The 16895-nt window shown below is 69.8% G+C and carries 18 protein-coding genes and 2 pseudogenes; 9 read left to right on the top strand and 11 right to left on the bottom strand.

Translation table 11 applies throughout. From position 1 onward, the window contains the following. Nucleotide 1: 1 nt before the first annotated feature. Nucleotides 2-1441 (top strand): dihydrolipoyl dehydrogenase family protein, encoded by a 1440-nt coding sequence (locus tag AB0E24_RS04705; protein WP_359374911.1) that lies wholly within the window; start codon nt 2-4, stop codon nt 1439-1441. A gap of 281 nt (nt 1442-1722) precedes the next feature. On the opposite strand, the gene AB0E24_RS04700 is transcribed toward AB0E24_RS04705, so the two are convergent. From AB0E24_RS04700 to AB0E24_RS04690, 3 genes are all read right to left on the bottom strand, one after another. After that, nucleotides 1723-2118 carry a GlcG/HbpS family heme-binding protein gene (locus AB0E24_RS04700; protein ID WP_251771182.1) on the bottom strand — a complete coding sequence of 132 codons (396 nt, stop codon included), beginning with the start codon at nt 2116-2118 and terminating at the stop codon, nt 1723-1725. A 113-nt stretch (nt 2119-2231) separates the two neighbouring features. Beyond that, the gene (locus tag AB0E24_RS04695) at nt 2232-2552 is read right to left on the bottom strand and encodes an NIPSNAP family protein (protein WP_251771183.1); all 321 of its coding nucleotides are present in this window, start codon (nt 2550-2552) and stop codon (nt 2232-2234) included. Nucleotides 2553-2579: 27 nt separating this feature from the next. Then, nucleotides 2580-3539 carry an NADP-dependent oxidoreductase gene (locus AB0E24_RS04690; RefSeq protein WP_359374910.1) on the bottom strand — a complete coding sequence of 320 codons (960 nt, stop codon included), beginning with the start codon at nt 3537-3539 and terminating at the stop codon, nt 2580-2582. 125 nt (nt 3540-3664) lie between these two features. On the opposite strand from AB0E24_RS04690, the gene AB0E24_RS04685 reads away from it, so the two are divergent. Beyond that, the gene (locus AB0E24_RS04685; protein ID WP_359374908.1) at nt 3665-4645 is read left to right on the top strand and encodes a GlxA family transcriptional regulator; all 981 of its coding nucleotides are present in this window, start codon (nt 3665-3667) and stop codon (nt 4643-4645) included. A 134-nt stretch (nt 4646-4779) separates the two neighbouring features. On the opposite strand, the gene AB0E24_RS04680 is transcribed toward AB0E24_RS04685, so the two are convergent. After that, nucleotides 4780-5898 (bottom strand): FAD-dependent oxidoreductase, encoded by a 1119-nt coding sequence (locus AB0E24_RS04680; protein ID WP_359374906.1) that lies wholly within the window; start codon nt 5896-5898, stop codon nt 4780-4782. A gap of 102 nt (nt 5899-6000) precedes the next feature. Here AB0E24_RS04680 and AB0E24_RS04675 point away from each other — a divergent pair, with 102 nt between their 5' ends. After that, complete coding sequence (locus tag AB0E24_RS04675; protein ID WP_100808725.1) at nt 6001-6702, top strand: TetR/AcrR family transcriptional regulator; 702 nt, start codon at nt 6001-6003, stop codon at nt 6700-6702. Between the two features lie 314 nt (nt 6703-7016). Here the strand turns inward: AB0E24_RS04675 and AB0E24_RS04670 are convergent, their stop codons facing one another. The 3 genes and pseudogenes from AB0E24_RS04670 to AB0E24_RS04660 form a co-directional block, all read right to left on the bottom strand. Then, on the bottom strand, nt 7017-7664 hold the full coding sequence (locus AB0E24_RS04670; RefSeq protein WP_359375252.1) for a zinc-binding dehydrogenase: 648 nt from the start codon (nt 7662-7664) through the stop codon (nt 7017-7019). A 12-nt stretch (nt 7665-7676) separates the two neighbouring features. Then, nucleotides 7677-7829 (bottom strand): annotated as a pseudogene (locus tag AB0E24_RS45960) (alcohol dehydrogenase catalytic domain-containing protein); the annotation flags it as partial. A 263-nt stretch (nt 7830-8092) separates the two neighbouring features. Continuing rightward, nucleotides 8093-9013: an NADP-dependent oxidoreductase gene (locus AB0E24_RS04660; protein WP_359374904.1), complete on the bottom strand. Its 921-nt coding sequence runs from the start codon at nt 9011-9013 to the stop codon at nt 8093-8095. Nucleotides 9014-9111: 98 nt separating this feature from the next. On the opposite strand from AB0E24_RS04660, the gene AB0E24_RS04655 reads away from it, so the two are divergent. Then, nucleotides 9112-9702 carry a TetR/AcrR family transcriptional regulator gene (locus AB0E24_RS04655; RefSeq protein WP_232636109.1) on the top strand — a complete coding sequence of 197 codons (591 nt, stop codon included), beginning with the start codon at nt 9112-9114 and terminating at the stop codon, nt 9700-9702. Between the two features lie 122 nt (nt 9703-9824). On the opposite strand, the gene AB0E24_RS04650 is transcribed toward AB0E24_RS04655, so the two are convergent. The 3 genes from AB0E24_RS04650 to AB0E24_RS04640 all read right to left on the bottom strand — a co-directional run bounded on the left by AB0E24_RS04650 (nt 9825) and on the right by AB0E24_RS04640 (nt 13142). Then, nucleotides 9825-10469, bottom strand: a complete 645-nt coding sequence (locus AB0E24_RS04650) for a response regulator (RefSeq protein WP_359374901.1) — start codon at nt 10467-10469, stop codon at nt 9825-9827. Nucleotides 10470-10473: 4 nt separating this feature from the next. Next, nucleotides 10474-11859 carry a sensor histidine kinase gene (locus AB0E24_RS04645; protein WP_359374899.1) on the bottom strand — a complete coding sequence of 462 codons (1386 nt, stop codon included), beginning with the start codon at nt 11857-11859 and terminating at the stop codon, nt 10474-10476. A 74-nt stretch (nt 11860-11933) separates the two neighbouring features. Continuing rightward, the gene (locus AB0E24_RS04640) at nt 11934-13142 is read right to left on the bottom strand and encodes a Clp protease N-terminal domain-containing protein (RefSeq protein ID WP_359374898.1); all 1209 of its coding nucleotides are present in this window, start codon (nt 13140-13142) and stop codon (nt 11934-11936) included. A gap of 440 nt (nt 13143-13582) precedes the next feature. Between AB0E24_RS04640 and AB0E24_RS04635 the strand changes: the two genes are divergently transcribed. Further along, a complete protein-coding gene (locus AB0E24_RS04635; protein ID WP_250850435.1) occupies nt 13583-13759 on the top strand; it encodes a hypothetical protein in 177 nt (58 codons plus the stop codon). A gap of 12 nt (nt 13760-13771) precedes the next feature. On the opposite strand, the gene AB0E24_RS04630 is transcribed toward AB0E24_RS04635, so the two are convergent. Next, a complete protein-coding gene (locus tag AB0E24_RS04630) occupies nt 13772-14392 on the bottom strand; it encodes a hypothetical protein (protein ID WP_359374897.1) in 621 nt (206 codons plus the stop codon). Between the two features lie 90 nt (nt 14393-14482). Here AB0E24_RS04630 and AB0E24_RS04625 point away from each other — a divergent pair. The 4 genes and pseudogenes from AB0E24_RS04625 to AB0E24_RS04610 form a co-directional block, all read left to right on the top strand. Continuing rightward, nucleotides 14483-14740, top strand: a pseudogene (locus tag AB0E24_RS04625) (PaaI family thioesterase); the annotation flags it as partial. A gap of 252 nt (nt 14741-14992) precedes the next feature. Continuing rightward, nucleotides 14993-15820: an alpha/beta fold hydrolase gene (locus tag AB0E24_RS04620; RefSeq protein WP_359374895.1), complete on the top strand. Its 828-nt coding sequence runs from the start codon at nt 14993-14995 to the stop codon at nt 15818-15820. Next, the gene (locus AB0E24_RS04615; RefSeq protein ID WP_079255763.1) at nt 15813-16424 is read left to right on the top strand and encodes a TetR/AcrR family transcriptional regulator; all 612 of its coding nucleotides are present in this window, start codon (nt 15813-15815) and stop codon (nt 16422-16424) included. The genes AB0E24_RS04620 and AB0E24_RS04615 overlap by 8 nt, the downstream gene beginning before the upstream one ends. Further along, the gene (locus tag AB0E24_RS04610; RefSeq protein WP_347235170.1) at nt 16421-16789 is read left to right on the top strand and encodes a hypothetical protein; all 369 of its coding nucleotides are present in this window, start codon (nt 16421-16423) and stop codon (nt 16787-16789) included. Before AB0E24_RS04615 ends, AB0E24_RS04610 begins: the two co-directional genes overlap by 4 nt. The last annotated feature ends 106 nt before the right edge of the window (nt 16790-16895 follow it).

Here is a 16895-nt window from a genome sequence, read left to right as displayed (position 1 = left end):
CATGGACGACCACACGTATGACGTCATCGTGATCGGTGCGGGTCCGGTCGGGGAGAACGTCGCCGACCGGGTGGCGCAGGGCGGGCTGAGTGCCGCCATCGTCGAGCGGGACCTGGTCGGTGGCGAGTGCTCCTACTGGGCCTGCATGCCGACCAAGGCGCTGCTGCGGAGCACGGCCGCGCTTCGGGCGGCCCGGCACGTGCCGGGATCGCGTGAGGCGGTGACCGGTGACCTGGACGTCACGGCCGTGCTCCGCCGTCGTGACTCCTTCTCCTCGCACTGGAAGGACGACGGGCAGGTGTCCTGGCTCGACTCGGCCGGGATCACGCTGTACCGGGGCCAGGGGCGGATCCGTCCCGACCGGGTCGTCGAGGTCACCGATGAGGCAGGTGTCGCGACGTCCCTGACCGCGCGGCATGCGGTCGTGGTGGCGACGGGCAGCGCCGCGCTGCTGCCGGACATCCCCGGTCTGCGCGAGGCGGAGCCGTGGAGCAGCCGGGAAGCCGCCGCCGCGAGTGCGATACCGGGTCGGCTCGCCGTCATCGGCGGCGGTGTCGTGGCGTCGGAGATGGCGACGGCGTTCGCCGCCCTGGGATCGTCCGTGACGATGCTGGCCCGCGACGGTGTCCTGCCGCTCGCGGAGCCGTTCGCCGGAGAACGGGTCACCGAGTCGTTGCGGGAAGCCGGTGTCTCGGTGCTCCTCGGCGCGGAGGCCGGGACCGTGAAGCGCGACGGCGACGGTACGGTGCACATCACGCTCACCACCGGTGAGGACGTCGAAGCCGACGAGGTCCTCGTCGCGATCGGCCGCGCGCCGAACACCCAGAACATGGGGCTCGGCACCGTCGGTCTGACGCCGGGTGCCTGGCTCGCGGTGGACGACACGCTGCGGGTGGTCGGAGATGACGGGGCGCCGCTGGCCGGCGGGTGGCTGTACGCCGCCGGTGATGTCAACCGGCGCGTGCTGCTGACCCACCAGGGCAAGTACCAGGCCCGTGCGGTGGGTGATGTCATCGTGGCGCGTGCCAAGGGCGAGGCGGTCGACGACAGCCCGTGGGGCCGCCACGTGGCCACGGCCGACGAGCGTGCGGTGCCTCAAGTGGTCTTCACCGAACCGGAGATCGCGTCGGTGGGACTGACCGCGGCCGCGGCCGAGACCGCCGGGTTCCGGATCCGCGTCGTCGACTACGACCTGGGTGCCGTCGCGGGATCGGCCCTGCACGCCGACGGATACCGGGGGCAGGCCCGCATGGTCGTCGACGAGGACCGCAAGGTGATCGTCGGCTTCACGCTCGTGGGTCCCGATGTGGCGGAACTGCTGCACGCCGCGACGATCGCGGTGGTCGGTGAGGTGCCCCTCGACCGGCTGTGGCACGCGGTTCCGGCGTTTCCCACCGTCAGCGAGGTGTGGCTGCGGCTGCTGGAAGCGTACGGCCACTGATCGCCCGCCCGCCCGATGTCTCGTCCCGACGCGACCGCGACGGGACGAGAAGGCCGTTTGGGGCCGGCAGTTCGACACGACATACGACGCACCACTGCGGGCCTGTCCTGTCGCCACCACCGATGTCTGATGCGGCTGGTGGCTGTATCCGGCCACGCGCCGCCGTCAGTGAGGCCGAGGCCGAGGCATCCGCAAGGCTTGGGTCGAACGGATGCGGCGGAGATGAACGCAACCCGTCTGCCCTCGACGGTGCGAGGGCAGACGGCATGTGTTGAGTCCGGTCAGCGAGTGGGCAACTCGAACCCGAGTGTGGTCAGGGCCTCCTCGGCAGCCTGCATATCCTGCTCGTAGCTGCCACCGGAGATCCCGAGACCCCCGACGCACTGGCCGTTGTCGATGATCGGGTAGCCGCCGCCCACGGCCATCACACGCGGGTGGCCGCCCAGCGGCGCGATGCGCTGGTTGGCCAGGTAGTCGTTCCACACATGGGTCGGGGTGTGGAACGACACCGCGGTCCACGCCTTGTCCACGGCGACTTCGGCGGTGAGGAAGGGCGCATCGTCGGCGCGGTCGAATGCCTTCAAATGCCCGCCCTGGTCGGTGACGGCGACAGCTGCCGTGAAGCCGATCCGGATGGCGGCGGCGCGCACCTCCTCGATGAGTGCGCGGGCAGCCACCTGGGTGATCGAAGAGGCTGGAACCGTTTTTTCAGGCGTATCAGTGCTCATGGGCAACTTTCCTTGCGGCTGTGCGGTGGCGCGGTGGTGGTCGAACTCTCGTAGGCGCGGGTTCAGCGCAGTGGAGAGGCCGCGGTGGGACTCACGCGGGTGACGACCGTCTTCTCGGGGATCAGCAGGCTGTTGACGATCGGACCGATCTCGTTCTTCCACCGGTTGTGCTGGTAGACGGCCGCGTACAGGGCGTCGCTGTCCGACTCGTCCTCGAACCGGCGCATCCACACGTAGCCGTCCTCGTCCTGGTCGTCGATGAAGGAGGCGGTCACGTTCATACCCTGCGCGGTCTGGAACGGGATGATCACCTCTTCCATGTATCGGACCCACTCCTCGCGGCGTCCGGGCTGGGTCTGGTAGTGGCGGATTTCGTAGTACATGGTGCTGCTCCGGGGCAGGTGCGAGGGTCAGTTGACGGTGAGAACGAGCTTTCCGCGGGTGCGGTTGGTCTCGCCCAGGCGGTGGGCCTCCGCGGCCTCTTCCAGTGCGAAGGTGCGCTCCACCTCGACCCGGACCGTGCCGGAGTCGACCAGACCGGCGATCGTGTGCAGGGCGGTGGCGTCCGGCTCCACCAGAAACGGGCTGGTGCGCACCCCGGCTTGCGCGGCCACGGTGGCAAGACGCTCCGAAACACCGCCGGGAATCGCGACGACCAGGCCGCCGGGACGAGTCACCGACACGGAACGTGCGTCGGTGTCGTCCAGGGCGCCGATCAAGTCGATGACGATGTCGATGTCGCCGGTGACGTCCTCGAACGGCTGCCGGGTGTAGTCGATGACCTCGTCCGCCCCCAGTTCCTTGAGCCAGGCGTGCCGGGGTTCGCGGGCGGTCGCCACCACCTCGGCGCCGAGGTGCCTGGCGAACTGCACCGCCAGGTGCCCGACGCCGCCGGCCGCCGCGTGCACGAGGACGCGCTGCCCGGCCTTCACACCGGCGGTGTCGACCAATGCCTGCCACGCGGTGAGCGCGGCGAGAGGCAGGCTCGCGGCCTCGACGTGACCGACCGAGGCCGGCTTGCGGGCGAAGTGGCGGGAGGGCGCCGTAACGAACTCGGCGTAGGCACCGGCGGCCCTGGGGAACCAGGGCATGCCATAGACCTCGTCACCGGGCGCGAGCGTGGTGACGCCGAAGCCGACCTCCTCGACGACGCCGGAGACGTCCCAGCCCAGGATCATCGGCAGCGTCTGCAACCCGGCCATTCCCTGGCCCGCACGGGTCTTCCAGTCCACCGGGTTGATCCCGGCGGCGTGCACACGCACCAGCACCTCGGTCGGCAGCGGCTCGGGCCGGGCGACCCGCTCGGCGGTCAGCACCTCGGGCCCGCCGAATTCCCTGATGGTGACAGCACGCATGGTGTGCTCGCTCATGCTTCCTCGCTCATATCCGTTTCGTGGGTTCTCGTGCCGGACCGTGGCCCGGCGAGATCCACTCTGGCGGGTGCTCGCGGCGGCGGGTGAGTGGCCTGAGGGACACCTGTCGTACCATTCCGGCCATGCCGCATCATGTTGCCGTCCTCGCTCTCGACGGGGTCCTGCCGCTGGATCTGGGCATCCCGGCCCGGGTGTTCAACGAGGCGTGTACCTCCGACGGGACCCGTCTCTACTCTGTGAGCACCTTCTCGCCCGGAGGCCGTACGGTCCGTACGCACGAGGACTTCCGGATCCTCGTCGACCACGACGAGTCCGTACTGAAGACCGCGGACACCGTGGTGATTGCCACTCAGGAGCCCGGTAAGCACCTGCTGGCCACGGGGACGCTGCCGGGCGACCTGGCCGCGACGCTGGATCGGATACGGCCGCGGACCCGCATCGTGAGCCTGTGCACCTCGGCCTTTCTCCTCGCGGCAGCCGGCCTGCTGGATGGCCTGCGAGCCACCACCCACTGGGCGCTGTGCGACACCTTCGCGGAGCTGTTCCCCGACGTCGAGGTCGATCCGAACGTGCTGTTCGTCGACAACGGGCGCATTCTGACGTCCGCAGGCGGGGCCGCGGGCATCGACATGTGCCTTCACCTGGTGCGCCGGGATCACGGAGCGGCCATCGCGGCGGCCGCGGCACGCCGGTGTGTGGCGGCCCCGTGGCGCGAGGGCGGGCAGGCCCAGTTCATCGAGCACCTGGTCCCCCGAGACACCGACCGGTCCACCTCCGCAACCCGGCAGTGGGCACTGAAACGGCTGGCGGAACCGATCACGCTGGAGGACATGGCACGGCACGCGCACATGAGCGTACGCACCTTCACCCGCCGGTTCCGGAGCGAAGCAGGCATCAGCCCACTCAAGTGGCTGGCCCAGCGCCGGCTGGCACACGCGCGCCTGCTCCTGGAGTCCACCGACCTGCCCGTCGCACGGATTGCCGCCGCCTGCGGCTTCGGCGACCCGGTCGCCCTGCGCAAACAGTTCCACACCCACCTGGGCCTGTCCCCGGTGGCCTACCGCCGGGCCCACAACGCACCGGAGCCGACGACAGTGCAGTGACGGTCCGGAGGGCCGACGGCCCGACCCCGCCGGGTGGAGTGCCCCCGACAACCTTCACCGGACCGGCGCCGCACCCGGCGCCGGGCCAGGGCCCTGGCCGAATCTTCCTGACCGGTGTCGTCGCCCTGCGCTGATCAGTTCCCGGCGTGGGCGTTGATCAGGTTGTGGGGTGCGCCCTCGCCCAACATCACGTGAAGATCGGGGGCCCCGGCGTTGGCCGCGACGCTGCGCACGAACATGGCCCGCTCGTATTCGGTGAGCGCGGTCTCGATGTCGTCGGGGTGCGCGGCGATGGCCTTGCCCAGCTCGGCGCCGTCGTACAGGGCCAGGTTGGCGCCTTCGCCGTTGGGGGCCGCGAGGTGTGCGGCGTCGCCGAGCAGGGTCACCCCCGGTGTCCGGTCCCACTGGTGCTCGACGGGCAGGGTGTGGATGTTGCGCAGGATCGGCGCGGTCTCGCCGTCGGTGATCAGCGCGGTGAGTTCCGGCGCCCAGCCGTCGAACTCGCGTGCGATCTGTGCGGTGGCCGCGGCGGGGTCGGTGAAATCGATGCCGGTGAACCAGTCCTGCGGCCTGGCGAGAATCACCCAGGTGTGGAGGTTCCCGCCGCGCTCTCGGTGAGCCAGTATCCCCTTCCCCGGCTCGAGCGCCATCATCGTTCCGCCGCCGACGGTTTTCGCGCTGGTCGGATGCCGGTTGTCGCCTTCGAACAGGTGGGTCTCGATGAACGAGACGCCGGTGTACTCGGGTGTCGCTCCGGAAAGCAGTGGCCGGACTCGGGACCAGGCGCCGTCGGCGCCGACCAGCAGGCTCGTGGTGGCGGCAGTGCCGTTGGCGAAGGCCACCTCATGGCGGCCGTCGCCGAGGGCGCGGACGCCGCTGACCTTGTGGCCCCACCGGACGGTGCCGGCCGGGAGCGAGTCGAGCAGCATCTGCCGCAGTTCGCCGCGCTGCACCTCGGGTTCGCCACCCGTACCGTCGTCGGGCACGTCCAGCAGTACGTTCCCCTCCCGGTCCAGGAGCCGCATCGCCTGGCGTCCCGCCAGGATGATCTTGCGGAACTCCTCGGTCAGGCCCGCCGTCTGAAGCGCCGGCTGGCCGTTGTAGTCGCGGATGTCGAGCAGACCGCCCTGCGTGCGTGTCGACGGGGAGGAATCCGCCTCGTAGACCGTGGACGGGATGCCGTGCACGTGCAGCACCCGGGACAGCGTCAGGCCGCCCAGACCTGCTCCGACGATCGTGACCGGTGTCGTCATGGGTTTCCTCCCGAACTCGCAGGACCGATCCTGATTGGATCGTCGCTCCAACAAGCTAGCACGACGTTGGAGTGGCGATCCATTCATGCGATGATGAGGACCATGAGGAAGAAAACCGCGACGCGATCCCAGCGGGCCCCGCGGCGCACGGACAGTCTGTCCAGAGAGCTGATCATCCAGACCGCGATCGAGCTTCTGGACAGCCGGGGCGAGAGCGCGTTGACTCTGCGCGCGCTCACCGTTCGCCTCAGCACCGGCTACGGAGCGATCTACCACCATGTCGCGGACAAGAGCGACCTGCTCGCGGCCGCCACCGACGACATCATCACCCGCGTACTGTCCGGCGCCGGCATGGATACGGACCCGCGGGAGACCCTGCGCCACCTTGCTCTGGGCCTGTTCGACGCGATCGACGCACACCCCTGGGTCGGGGCAGAACTCTCCCGGCAGCCGTGGCGACCCGCTCTGCTGGACTTCTACGAGAGCATCGCCAGACTGCTGGACGCACTGGCCATCCCCGAACGATCGCGCTTCGACGCGGCCGGCACGCTCATGAACTACGTCCTCGGCGTCGCCGTGCAGAACGCCGCGAACGCCCGGCACCTCGCCGACAGCGACACGGACCGAGCAACTTTCCTGGACACCGCTGCCGCGCAATGGGCGCAAGTGAACCCCAGCCGGTACCCGTTCGTCCACGCGGCAGCGACGCGACTGCGCGAGCACGACGATCGCGAGCAATTCCTCGCCGGCGTCGACATCTTTCTGACAGGTATCGCCGCCCTGCGCCAGTCTTCCGAGTCTTGAATACGGCTCAGGGCTGAATTGAACCGCTCGGGGTGGGGTGTCACGGATCGCACTGTGGAGGCGCTGGTTGTTGAACCAGTCAACCCACTCCGCGGTGCCGAGTTTGAGGTTCCCCCGCTGTGCGGGTGTGGCTGATTAGCTGGTCAGGGTGGGTTGACGTGGTTTCAGGTTCACTGGTTCGGCCGTTGCCTGGTCGGCGTAGTGCTTCTCGCCCGGCTGTGCCCATCGTCGCGGATGGTGGTGCGGATCTTCCTGCCGCGGCGGGCGCCCTCCGGACCCAGGTCGCGCATCAGCCGAGCGACCGTCCTACTGCGTCAAGGAATTAGGACGATCTTGCCGACATGCGTGTTGCGTTCCAGGACCGCATGTGCTTCTGCCGTGGCGGAGAGTGGGAACGTGTCGGCGACGACAGGCCGGAATGCGCCTGCGGCCACACCGTCCTTCACGAACCGGTACGCACGACGGCGAAGCTCGGTGTCGGTCGCCAGATCCAGCCCATAGCCCGTGATCGTGAGCTTTCGTGCGGACACGTCGAGGGGGAACAGCATGGGTTCCTGCGACAACAGGCCGTACTGGACGACGATCCCGCCCGGTGCCAGAGCGTGAAGCAGTGTGGTCAGCGCCGGTCCCGCAACGGCGTCGAACGCGACCCGGGCGCCTGCCCCGGCGGTCAGCGCGTGGGTCCTCCCGACCACGTCCTCCTCGTCAGTGACGATCACCGCCTCGGCCCCCAGCCGCAGCAGGTCTGCTTTTCGCCGCGTGCGGGTGAGTGCCACCGGAGTCGCGTTCAGCCTCCGGACGATCGATATGGCTGCCAGCCCGACGCTGCTGGATGCCGCATTGATCAGGACGACATCCCCGGGGCCGACTTCGGCGATCTCGACCAGTGGGGCGTACGCCGTGAGGTGGGCGACCCACAACGCCGCGGCCTCGACAGCCGAGAGTTCGGGCGGTTGCGCCACAACCGCGACGTCCGGCACCAGGATCGTCTCTCCGTAGGTCCCGAATCTGAGCGGCCGTACACTCGGCAGGACGGTGACGGCGTCCCCGCGCTCGAACGCGGTCACCCCCGTGCCGACGTCCTCCACGATTCCGGCCGCTTCGAATCCGAGTGGTGAAGGAAGCTGCGCCGGACCGTAGAAACCTGCACGGTCACACTTTCAGATCGGGCCACTCGGCGTTCGGCCAAGTAATCGAGGTGCTTGAGGAGCCATGCCGTCCGGTCGACGCTAGGGGTGAGAATGCCCGTTGGGAATCGAGTATGTCGCCCACATCGTCGACGCGTGACTGCGCATAGGTCCTGAGCGAGTCCAAGTTCCCGAATGCGCTCAGGCTCATTCTCTGTTCAAGAACCTGGACAACAAAGGTAATTCTCGGCTCTGTCGCCCGGTCAGGACACGGTCAGGACGACTTTGCCCGAACCGCGCCTGTCCTCGGCTCGGGCGTGGGCCTCGGCGGCGCGGCCGAAGCCGAACGTGTCCCGGACGATGATCCGCAGACGCCCCTCGGCCGCGAGACGGGCTGCTGTGGAAAGGCCGTGTCGGCCGTCGGGCTGGCCCGAGCCGCTGTAGGACAACCGGACGCCGTGATCGGGGGCAGTGAAATCGGCGATGGTGAGAACCTTGGCAGCGTCACCAGTGATCGTCAGCAGATCGGGGAGCGATCCGGCCCCCGCGACATCCAGGGCGGCATCGACCCCGTCGGGTGCTAGCTTCGCCACCCGTACCGGGAGCCCCGGACCGTACGTGGTCGGGACGCCGCCCAGCTCCGCAATCAAGTCCTGGTTTTGTGGGGACCCAGTGCCGACGACCCGGACACCGCGCGCCACCGCCAGTTGGACGGCGACGCTGCCCACGGCCCCTGACGCGCCCTCGATGAGCAGCGTGGACCCGGGACCGATGCCCAGCGCGTCGAGCGCCCGGGTTGCGGTCTCGACGCTCGTTGCGGCGCCGCCGGCCTCGGCCCAGCTCCACGTCGGCGGTTTGGGGGCCCAGAACTGGAGAACGGCGAACTCGGCGGCTGCCCCGCCGAGAAGCATGACGTCCACCGCACCGAATACCTCGTCACCAATGGCGACGCCAGTGACTCCGAGCCCGATCTCATCGACGACTCCGGCTGCGTCGACACCCGGAATATGGGGGAATTTGAGATCTGGGCGCAGACCACCGGACCGGAGGATAGCGTCGGCGCCTGTAATGCCGGAGGCACGCACGGCGATCCGAACTTCTCCCGGCCCGGGATGGGGCTGGTCGATCTGCCCCACCTCCAGTACGTCGGGGCCTCCGAAACGAAGGTACTGCACGGCGAACATGGCGATTCCTCTCTCCGATCCGACGGCTCGCTGGCCGTTAGCGGCGACGGTATAGAAGGGAGTGGAACAGCACGCCCGTTTACGGTTAAGTGGTAGACATGTCAGCTAGATCGACTCGGAACATCCGCTCCGACGCCCGTGACAACCGAGAACGCCTCGCGCGGGTGGCCCGTGAGACCTTCGCCGCGCAGGGCCTTGAGGTGGCGATGCGGGAGATCGCCAGACGAGCCGGCCTCGGTATCGCCACGGTCTACCGCCACTACCCGACTCGTGAGGACCTGATCACAGCGGCTTTCACCGAGCAGGTAACAGCGTGCTCGGCGACCATGGCAGCGGCGGTGGAGGACCCAGACCCATGGCGAGGCCTCACGACAGTCGTCCATGAGATCTGTGGTCGTCAGGCACTCGATCGCGGCTTCAATGCCACTCTGCTTGGCTCGGAGTCCACCCGGACGCTCTTCGCCGCCGAGCGCGCCGCGAACGCGCGCAGCCTCGAACTACTCGTCGCACGGGCACGCCAGGCGAAGGTCGTGCGGGCAGATCTGACGGTCGGTGACGTGGGAATCGTGCTACGCGCGGCCAGCGCGGTCTCAGCGTCCTCACGCGATCCGCTCACCGACGTGCGGCGCCTTGCCGCGTTATTGCTCCGGGGAATTCGCGCCGAACCAGCCGAACCGCTGTGTGAGTGAGCAACCCCGTTGAGGAATCCTCGGTCGTCGCCTGCAACGCCGGTCGCGCAACGGGTCAGTTCCGGAGCGTTCCGGGCGACTCCCGTGGCGGAAGGTGCGCGGCTGTGCGGCCCGCTCGGGCGTCAGTCGAGCAGCCCCGCCTCCTGCGCCAGCACCGCCGCCTGGACCCGGTTGGTGCAGTCGGTGCGGGTGAGGATGCTGCTGATGTGGGACTTGACCGTGCTGGAGCTCAAATGGAGCTGTGCGGCGATCTCGGCGTTGGAGAGGCCGGTGCCCAGCAGCCGGAGGACGTCCCGTTCGGCCGGTGTCAGGTCCGCGATCCGACGTGACGCGGCGTCAATGCCGTGGCTCAGCCGGGTCCGGAAGTCGACGAGTTGGCGGGTGACCTCCGGGGCGAGGACGGGTTCTCCGGCGGCGGCGCGGCGTACGGCGTCGATGAGGTCGCGAGGGCCGGTGTCCTTGAGGAGGTAGCCGTGGGCCCCGGCGCGCAGGGCGCTGGTGACGGTCGATTCCTCGCCGAAGGCCGTCAGCATCACCACCCGGGTGCGGGACGAATGCCGGGTGATATCGGCGACGGCGGTGATGCCGTCCCCGGGCATGCGGACGTCGAGGAGGGCGACGTCGACGGGGTGGGCGCGGCAGGCTTCGACGGCCTCACGGGCGTTCTGTGCCTCGGCCACGATACGGACCTCGTCGTCGGTCTCCAGGATCAGCCGGATCCCGGCGCGCATCAGCGCCTCGTCGTCGGCGATCAGGACTCGGATCATCGGTTCAGTGTAGGACCGCCATGATCAGCAGGGCGATGGTGGTGCCGACCGTCGGCAGCAACACCAGTATCGCCACGCACCCGCCGCCCAGGAGGCGGGGCCACGTGAGGACCTCCGTGGACAGCGGTGGTCGGGAGCCCGCCCCGCCGGACACCGACCCGGGCGAAGTGGCGTACACAGGCGGGGAGTCGGGCCGGTGGGGTATCCGCGCGGAGAGGATGAAGCCGCCCTCCGGGCGCGGTCCGGCGTGGAGAGCGCCCCCGAGCAGGCTGATCCTTTCCTGGAGGCCGATGAGTCCACTGCGGTTCCCGTCCCCTGGCTGACGGGGCACCGGCGGGGCATCGTTGACGACGGTGATCACCACCGTTTCCCCTTCGTCGTGGAACGTCACACGGACAGGCGCGCCGGGTGCGTGCTTCAGTGCGTTGGTGAGTCCTTCGCGGGTGACACGGTGGACGGCCTGACGGGCGCGGGCGTCCGCGCCCGTCTCCGCGGTCGCGTTCCAGTGCAGTTCGGCGTCGGCCCCAGCGCTCCGGGCATCCTCGACCAGGGCCGAGAGGGACTCGTGGGTCCCCCGCTCGCCGATGTTCTCGCCGGACGGGTGACGGAGGACGCCGAGGATGCCGCGCAGTTCATCCATGGCCGTTCCGGCGGTGGTGTGCAGGAGTTCGGCCTGGGAGGCCAGCGGGGGCGCTTGTCGTTCGGCGGCGAGCTGGAGGGCTCCGGCGTGCACGGAGATGAGGAGGATGCGATGGCCGAGCAGATCGTGCATCTCGGAGGCGATGCGCGCCCGTTCCTCCATGCGGGCCGTCTCGTCGGTGAGCAAGCGGGCCTGTTCGAGGTAGGCGTTGCGTTCCCGCAGCAGCCTCGTCAGCGGGCGGCGACGCCCCAGCATCATGCCGGACAGTGCGGGCAGCAGGATGAACAGCGCGGCCACGCCGGCGCCGACGGCCAGGTACGGCATCTTCGGGAGTCCGCTGAGGGATTGGGCGGCAATCGACAGGAGCACGGCACCGGCAGCGCTCGCCCCGACCACTGCCCAGGCGCGCCGTGCGGGGGTGATGCGGCGCACGGCGGACCACACGACGCACGGCACCACCACCATCGCCCACACGTTGTCCCCGGCGATCAACGGCACGCAGCACAGCACCGTGAGGGTCGGGTACATCCGCCGCGCGGGCACGAGCAGCGCCGCCCACACCCCCAGGAGGGCCACCGACACCGGGTGGGCGGGCGGAACCAGCGGAACCGGCGCCAGCGAGCACAGCAGGACCAGGCCGGCGAGTACGGACTCGGTGACGACCGTCCGCCGGGGCGCGGTGCGCACCGCCTCCCGGATCGCGGTGGCCTCGCGGCGCGCCCGACTCCACAGTCGAACTGCCGGGCTCATGGTTTCCTCCGTGTGGTGTGGATGCCGTTCTCAACCGCTGTTCTGGTCACACGTGTTGGCGGACCACCGCGGCCTCAGGATGCCTGGGCCGCTCCGCCCGGGACCCGGAGCTCCGGCTCCGCCCGCAGCCCGGCGACGTCCGCCCCGCACTCGGTCAGCACACGCTCGATCTCCGCCGCGGATTCCGCGTCCGTCCCCTTCTCGTCCAGCAGCGCGGCCAGCAGATGGGTCGTGCCGACTGTGGACGAGCCCTGGGCGGAGGCGGTGAGCTCCGTGACGTGCAGGAGCCGCCGGCCGGAGTCGCCGGTGTCGCCGACCTCCGGGGGCTCCCCCTCCGCGACCCCGGTGGTGGGAAGCAGTACCCGGGTGACAGCATCCTGCCGTACGCCGTGCCGGCGCAGGAGTTCCGCCCCCCGGTTCGCCGCCGTCAGCTTCTCGGGCAGCTCACGCCCCGCGACGGTCAACGACCGCTCCAACGCCAGAATACTCAGCAGCACATCGACAGGTTCCACCTCCGACGCCCCGCGCCGCACGGCCTTCCGTTGTGCCTCCGAGTGCACCACGCCCACGACCGCGGAGCCGAATCCGGCACCGCCCCCGAATATCCAGGCGGTGAACTTCCGGGTCAGCGGATTACCGCTCTTGCCGAACGTCCCCGCCTTGCGCAGCACCAACACCGCGGTGGGCTCCGGCGCTTCGTCGCTCTCCCGCAACGCGTCGAGCGCCCTTGGGACAGCCGAGACGTCCAGCTTCTTCACCGCCATGGCCTCGCGGGCACGCGTATCGGGCAGCTCGACCAGCGCGCGCGCCACATGGCGGACGCGCACGGAAACGGTGCCCTCCTCCCGTGCGGCTTCCAGCGCCTTGCGCAGACAGGTCCGCAACGCACCGGTCATCGGCGGGAGTTCAAGACTTTTCTGCTCTTCCTTCTTCTTCCGGTTCTTCCAGCGCAGCCTCTTGGCCTCCTCCTGCCGGACCACCCGCCAGAAGGCGTCGATCTCGCGCTCGTCGTCCGGGCTTCCCACCACACCGTCACCCGCGTCGTCGCTGACCCACACGGATGTCCCCCGGCACCCGATCGAACCGCCGAGCGAGCCGGCGGCCCTCATCCCGGGTGCGATCGCGGAACCCGCGGCCCAGTCACCCGACACGAGCGCATACAGCACGCTTTCCGTACCGGCGTCGTCGCGTTCCTGCTTGTCCACCGCGCGCATCGCCTCCAGTAACAGCTTGACGACGTCCCTCTCGAACTCGGTGGTCACACCGGCGTTGCGGTCGGACATCCGCTGATCCATCCTGCTTCCCTCTCCGTGGTGTTACCTGCTGAGGAGGACGCTAGTGCGCGTTTTCCGGCTCCGCGTCGCCTGACCGGCCATGCCTCAGGTCCGATCGGCCGGGTGCTTCCGTCCGGGCGGACGAGAGGCTTTGCGGTGCGGGCCCAAGTGGGTCGCTCTGCCGCTGGGGTGGCCGCTGCCGCGTTACGCGCGGACGGCAGACGACGGTCGATCGTGAACCCGACCGGGCCCCGTGGCGGCGACAACGCCGCCGGTTGGGCGTAGAGCCGGTCCGTGTCCAACGGGAGCGGCAAGGGGCGGCGCGGAGCAGGCCAACAGCGGCGGTGACACCGAGGAGGGCGCGCGCTCGACGACCGCCTCGGGCGGGACGGACAAGGTCGCGAACAAGGGCACAACCGCTGGCGCTCAGCCCGTGCCGCGGCGACGAGATGCTGGTCACCGCGGTGCACCGGTTCGCCGTGCAGCAGGGCGACCACCTGCTGGTCACCGCGTCGAGCGAGGGCACCGAGCCATGCTGCGTCACCTCGTACCGGGCCGTGAAGCTCGGCGAGCAAAGGCGAGGACGACGCGGAGAGTGGGCAGTGTTGCGCGAATTGTGCTCGTGACCCTCGCCTCGGTCACCGGACTCCTGGTCCGCGGACTCCTGGTCCGCGGCGCGGGGCCGTCGGACCGTAGTGCACCTGGAAGCTGACGGTCCGCCGGTTGCCGAAGTCTGCGATGACGGAGTAGGGCGAGAACTCGCGGATCGGCTCGTGCGCCCACTCTGCGAGGAACGAGCGGGACTGCCGCAGGAGATCGCGGTCCTCGTGCTGGACGCGCAGTGTGTGCGGGCGTAGTTGAGCGACTTCGTGGTAGCGGCCCAGTCGGCGCTGCCAGAGGGTCAGCTGGTCGCCGTCGTCGATCGCCACCAGTCGCCGCCGGGCCAGCCGGGCGAGCACGGTGAGCGGAACCCCGCCGATGGCGTCGAACGTGCAATCGGACTGTCGGCGGCGCCGCGCGTCGAGCCCTGCGATGTCCACGATCCGCACCCAGCGGATCCGCAGGTTCGCGGCGCTGCCGCCGTGGCGGCGCAGATGGGCGCGGAGGACCCGCACCGAGCCGAGCAGATACCGGTGCCGACGCAGCACCATCAGGGCGATCAGCAGACCGACAGCGGCAACGCCCCAGACCCAGCCACCGCCCAGCGCGAACCCGGCCGCGAACGCGAGGCCGAGGGCGAAAAACCACCAACCGGCCATCGTGCCCTGCCTCCCGTCCCGGTCCCGGTCCCTGTCACTGCGACCGAGCGGGCAGGGTGACATGGCCGGCCGGGGACCGGTCCCGGCACCATCGCCGACAGCGCCGACCGCTACGCTCCGCTCACCCTGTTCGACGAGGGCTCCGAGGTCCTCACCGTCGAGTACAAGATCAACCTCCTCGCGCCCGCCGCTGACGACCACCTCGAAGCGATCGGCACCGTCCGCAAGCCCGGACGCACCCTGACCGTCTGCCAATGGGAGGTCTACGGCGTCCAGGCCGACGGCGCCCGCAAGCCAGTCGCCAACGGCCAGCAGACCTTGATCCGCGTCCATCGGCCCGCCGCATGAGCCCACAGCCGTCCACTCCGCCTCTGCCGTCCCGGCTGTTGTGATGGCAGCGGCCCTTCGCCGACGCCAACACCCTCCTGCTGCCCGGACGACAACCGGCCCCGGTCGACACCGGCTTCGTCGGCCCGCGCACACGCCGGAAACGTCGACTCCCACCCACCGGGCTTGCCATGGATTCCCACGCACCGACCTTGACCGCTTCGGCTAATCGGAGTAGCTTTTTAGCTATCGAAATTAGCTACGGAGGTCGACATGACTGAGTTCCTGAACGTGGAAGGCGGCACCCTCGCCTACGAGGTGACCGGCTCCGGACCACTGATGGTGCTTGCGCACGGGATCGGCCAGAGCCGTGACGCCTATCGGTTCATGGTCCCGGAGCTGGCGGCCGCCGGTTACCGGGTCGCGGCCGTGGACCTGCGGGGGAGCGGCGAGTCGACCGCGACGTGGCCGTCGTACACGCGCACCGACATCGCCGGCGACCTGATCGCACTGATCCGGCACCTCGGCGGTCCCGCGGTGCTGGTCGGCCACTCCATCTCCGGCGGAGCCGCGACGATCGCCGCTGCCAAGGCGCCGGCACTCGTGAGCGCCGTCGTCGAACTGGCGCCGTTCACCCGCAAGGTGGAGTACTCGCTGAGCGCCCTGGGCCTGTCCCGCTACCGCAAGGGTGCGACGGCGATCTCGGGCGTCGCGATGCTCGGCAGCCACAAGCAGTGGCGGAAATACCTGGAGATCGCGACCCCGGAACCGCGCCCGGCGGACTGGGTCGCGAGCCTCGAGCGCATCGACGCGATGCTGCACGAGCCGGGTCGCATGAAGGCCCTACAGAAGCAGATGAACAGCGCCGCCGACGCCGGAGCCCAACTCGGCAACGTGCACTGCCCGGTCCTGGTCGTCATGGGCACCCTCGATCCCGACTGGGGTGACCCGAAGGCCGAGGGCGAGGCCATCGTGGCCGCGCTGCCGGAGGGCGTCGGTCGGCTCGAGATGCTCCCGGGGGCCGGCCACTACCCGCACGTCCAGTTCCCCTCGGCAGTGGTCGGCCTGGTGCGCTCGTTCCTGGAGACGGCCCGTGCCTAGGGCCGGACTCGACCGGGCCACGGTCATCGCGGCCGCGTCCGAACTCGCCGACGAGGTCGGCTTCGCCGGCCTGACCATGGGCCTGCTGGCCGAGCGGGTCGGCGTGCGGACACCGTCGCTGTACAAGCACGTCGATTCGCTGGACGCCCTCCAGCGGGGCATCGGCCTCCAGGCCGTCCGCGACATCGGCGCCATCCTGACCCGGGCCGCCGTCGGCCGGTCCGGTCCGGACGCGGTCCGCGCGATCGCCGAGACGTACCGGAAGTGGGCCCTCGACCACCCCGGCCGGTACGCCGCCAGCGTCCGCGCCCCGCGCCCCGAAGACGAGGAATACCAGGCCGTGGCCCACGAATCGGTGCAGATCCTGTTCGACGCGGTCGCCGGCTTCGGGCTGACCGACGAGCGCGCCATCGACGCGGTCCGCGCCCTGCGCACCGTCATCCACGGCTTCGCCGGCCTCGAAAGCGCCGATGCCTTCCAGATGGAGCGCGACCCCGCCGACAGCTACCGGTTCGTCATCGACATGCTCATCAACGGTATGCGCGCAGAGGCCGCCATCAGCGGGCCCGACACCGCACCGCTCCATGCCGGGGAGGGACCATGACCCAGGCCGCCGACTCCCCGAACCGCACCAACGCCGCCTCCGGGCTGCGGTTCCTGACCGAACTGATCGGCTGGACGGCCGCCCCATGGGCGCTGCACCGGATTGACTGGGTGGTCGCGATCGCCGCGCTGGTCCTGCTGATCGGACTGCCGGCCGTCGTCGGGACACCCGGCGACCGCCCCTTCGACCCGCCGGTGGCTATCCCCGGCGCGGCGATGCTCCTGCTCGTGCTCCTCGAAGTGGCCGCCGCAGCGGTGGCGCCGTGGTTCGCGTGGCCCACGTGGGCGGCGGTCGTCGCGACCGCGCTGGCCGCGACGTCGGTCGTGCTCGAACAGCCCCGCTGGCGTTGGCTGTTGCGCCACTAGATGTATTGATCACGACTCGATACACACCCTGGCACTGTGGCAGCCGGAGGAACTCCTCCTCGTCGTCGACGCGCTGTCGGACTACGACGTCGGCTGGGTGAACCTT

The sequence above is a fragment of the Streptomyces malaysiensis subsp. malaysiensis genome (assembly GCF_040653035.1).
GTDB lineage: Bacteria > Actinomycetota > Actinomycetes > Streptomycetales > Streptomycetaceae > Streptomyces > Streptomyces malaysiensis.
Note: the sequence above shows the minus strand (reverse complement) of the source record. Positions and strands in the feature narration are given on the sequence as shown.

Bases quoted from the DNA above. Each gene is read 5' to 3' on its own strand.
- AB0E24_RS04685 (WP_359374908.1), top strand. From the start codon at position 3,665: ATGCCGCATCATGTTGCCGTCCTCGCTCTCGACGGGGTCCTGCCGCTG.
- AB0E24_RS04680 (WP_359374906.1), bottom strand. From the start codon at position 5,898: ATGACGACACCGGTCACGATCGTCGGAGCAGGTCTGGGCGGCCTGACG.
- AB0E24_RS04660 (WP_359374904.1), bottom strand. From the start codon at position 9,013: ATGTTCGCCGTGCAGTACCTTCGTTTCGGAGGCCCCGACGTACTGGAG.
- AB0E24_RS04620 (WP_359374895.1), top strand. From the start codon at position 14,993: ATGACTGAGTTCCTGAACGTGGAAGGCGGCACCCTCGCCTACGAGGTG.
- AB0E24_RS04635 (WP_250850435.1), top strand. From the start codon at position 13,583: ATGCTGGTCACCGCGGTGCACCGGTTCGCCGTGCAGCAGGGCGACCAC.
- AB0E24_RS04610 (WP_347235170.1), top strand. From the start codon at position 16,421: ATGACCCAGGCCGCCGACTCCCCGAACCGCACCAACGCCGCCTCCGGG.
- AB0E24_RS04675 (WP_100808725.1), top strand. From the start codon at position 6,001: ATGAGGAAGAAAACCGCGACGCGATCCCAGCGGGCCCCGCGGCGCACG.
- AB0E24_RS04630 (WP_359374897.1), bottom strand. From the start codon at position 14,392: ATGGCCGGTTGGTGGTTTTTCGCCCTCGGCCTCGCGTTCGCGGCCGGG.
- AB0E24_RS04655 (WP_232636109.1), top strand. From the start codon at position 9,112: ATGTCAGCTAGATCGACTCGGAACATCCGCTCCGACGCCCGTGACAAC.
- AB0E24_RS04645 (WP_359374899.1), bottom strand. From the start codon at position 11,859: ATGAGCCCGGCAGTTCGACTGTGGAGTCGGGCGCGCCGCGAGGCCACC.
- AB0E24_RS04650 (WP_359374901.1), bottom strand. From the start codon at position 10,469: ATGATCCGAGTCCTGATCGCCGACGACGAGGCGCTGATGCGCGCCGGG.
- AB0E24_RS04690 (WP_359374910.1), bottom strand. From the start codon at position 3,539: ATGAGCGAGCACACCATGCGTGCTGTCACCATCAGGGAATTCGGCGGG.
- AB0E24_RS04695 (WP_251771183.1), bottom strand. From the start codon at position 2,552: ATGTACTACGAAATCCGCCACTACCAGACCCAGCCCGGACGCCGCGAG.
- AB0E24_RS04640 (WP_359374898.1), bottom strand. From the start codon at position 13,142: ATGTCCGACCGCAACGCCGGTGTGACCACCGAGTTCGAGAGGGACGTC.
- AB0E24_RS04705 (WP_359374911.1), top strand. From the start codon at position 2: ATGGACGACCACACGTATGACGTCATCGTGATCGGTGCGGGTCCGGTC.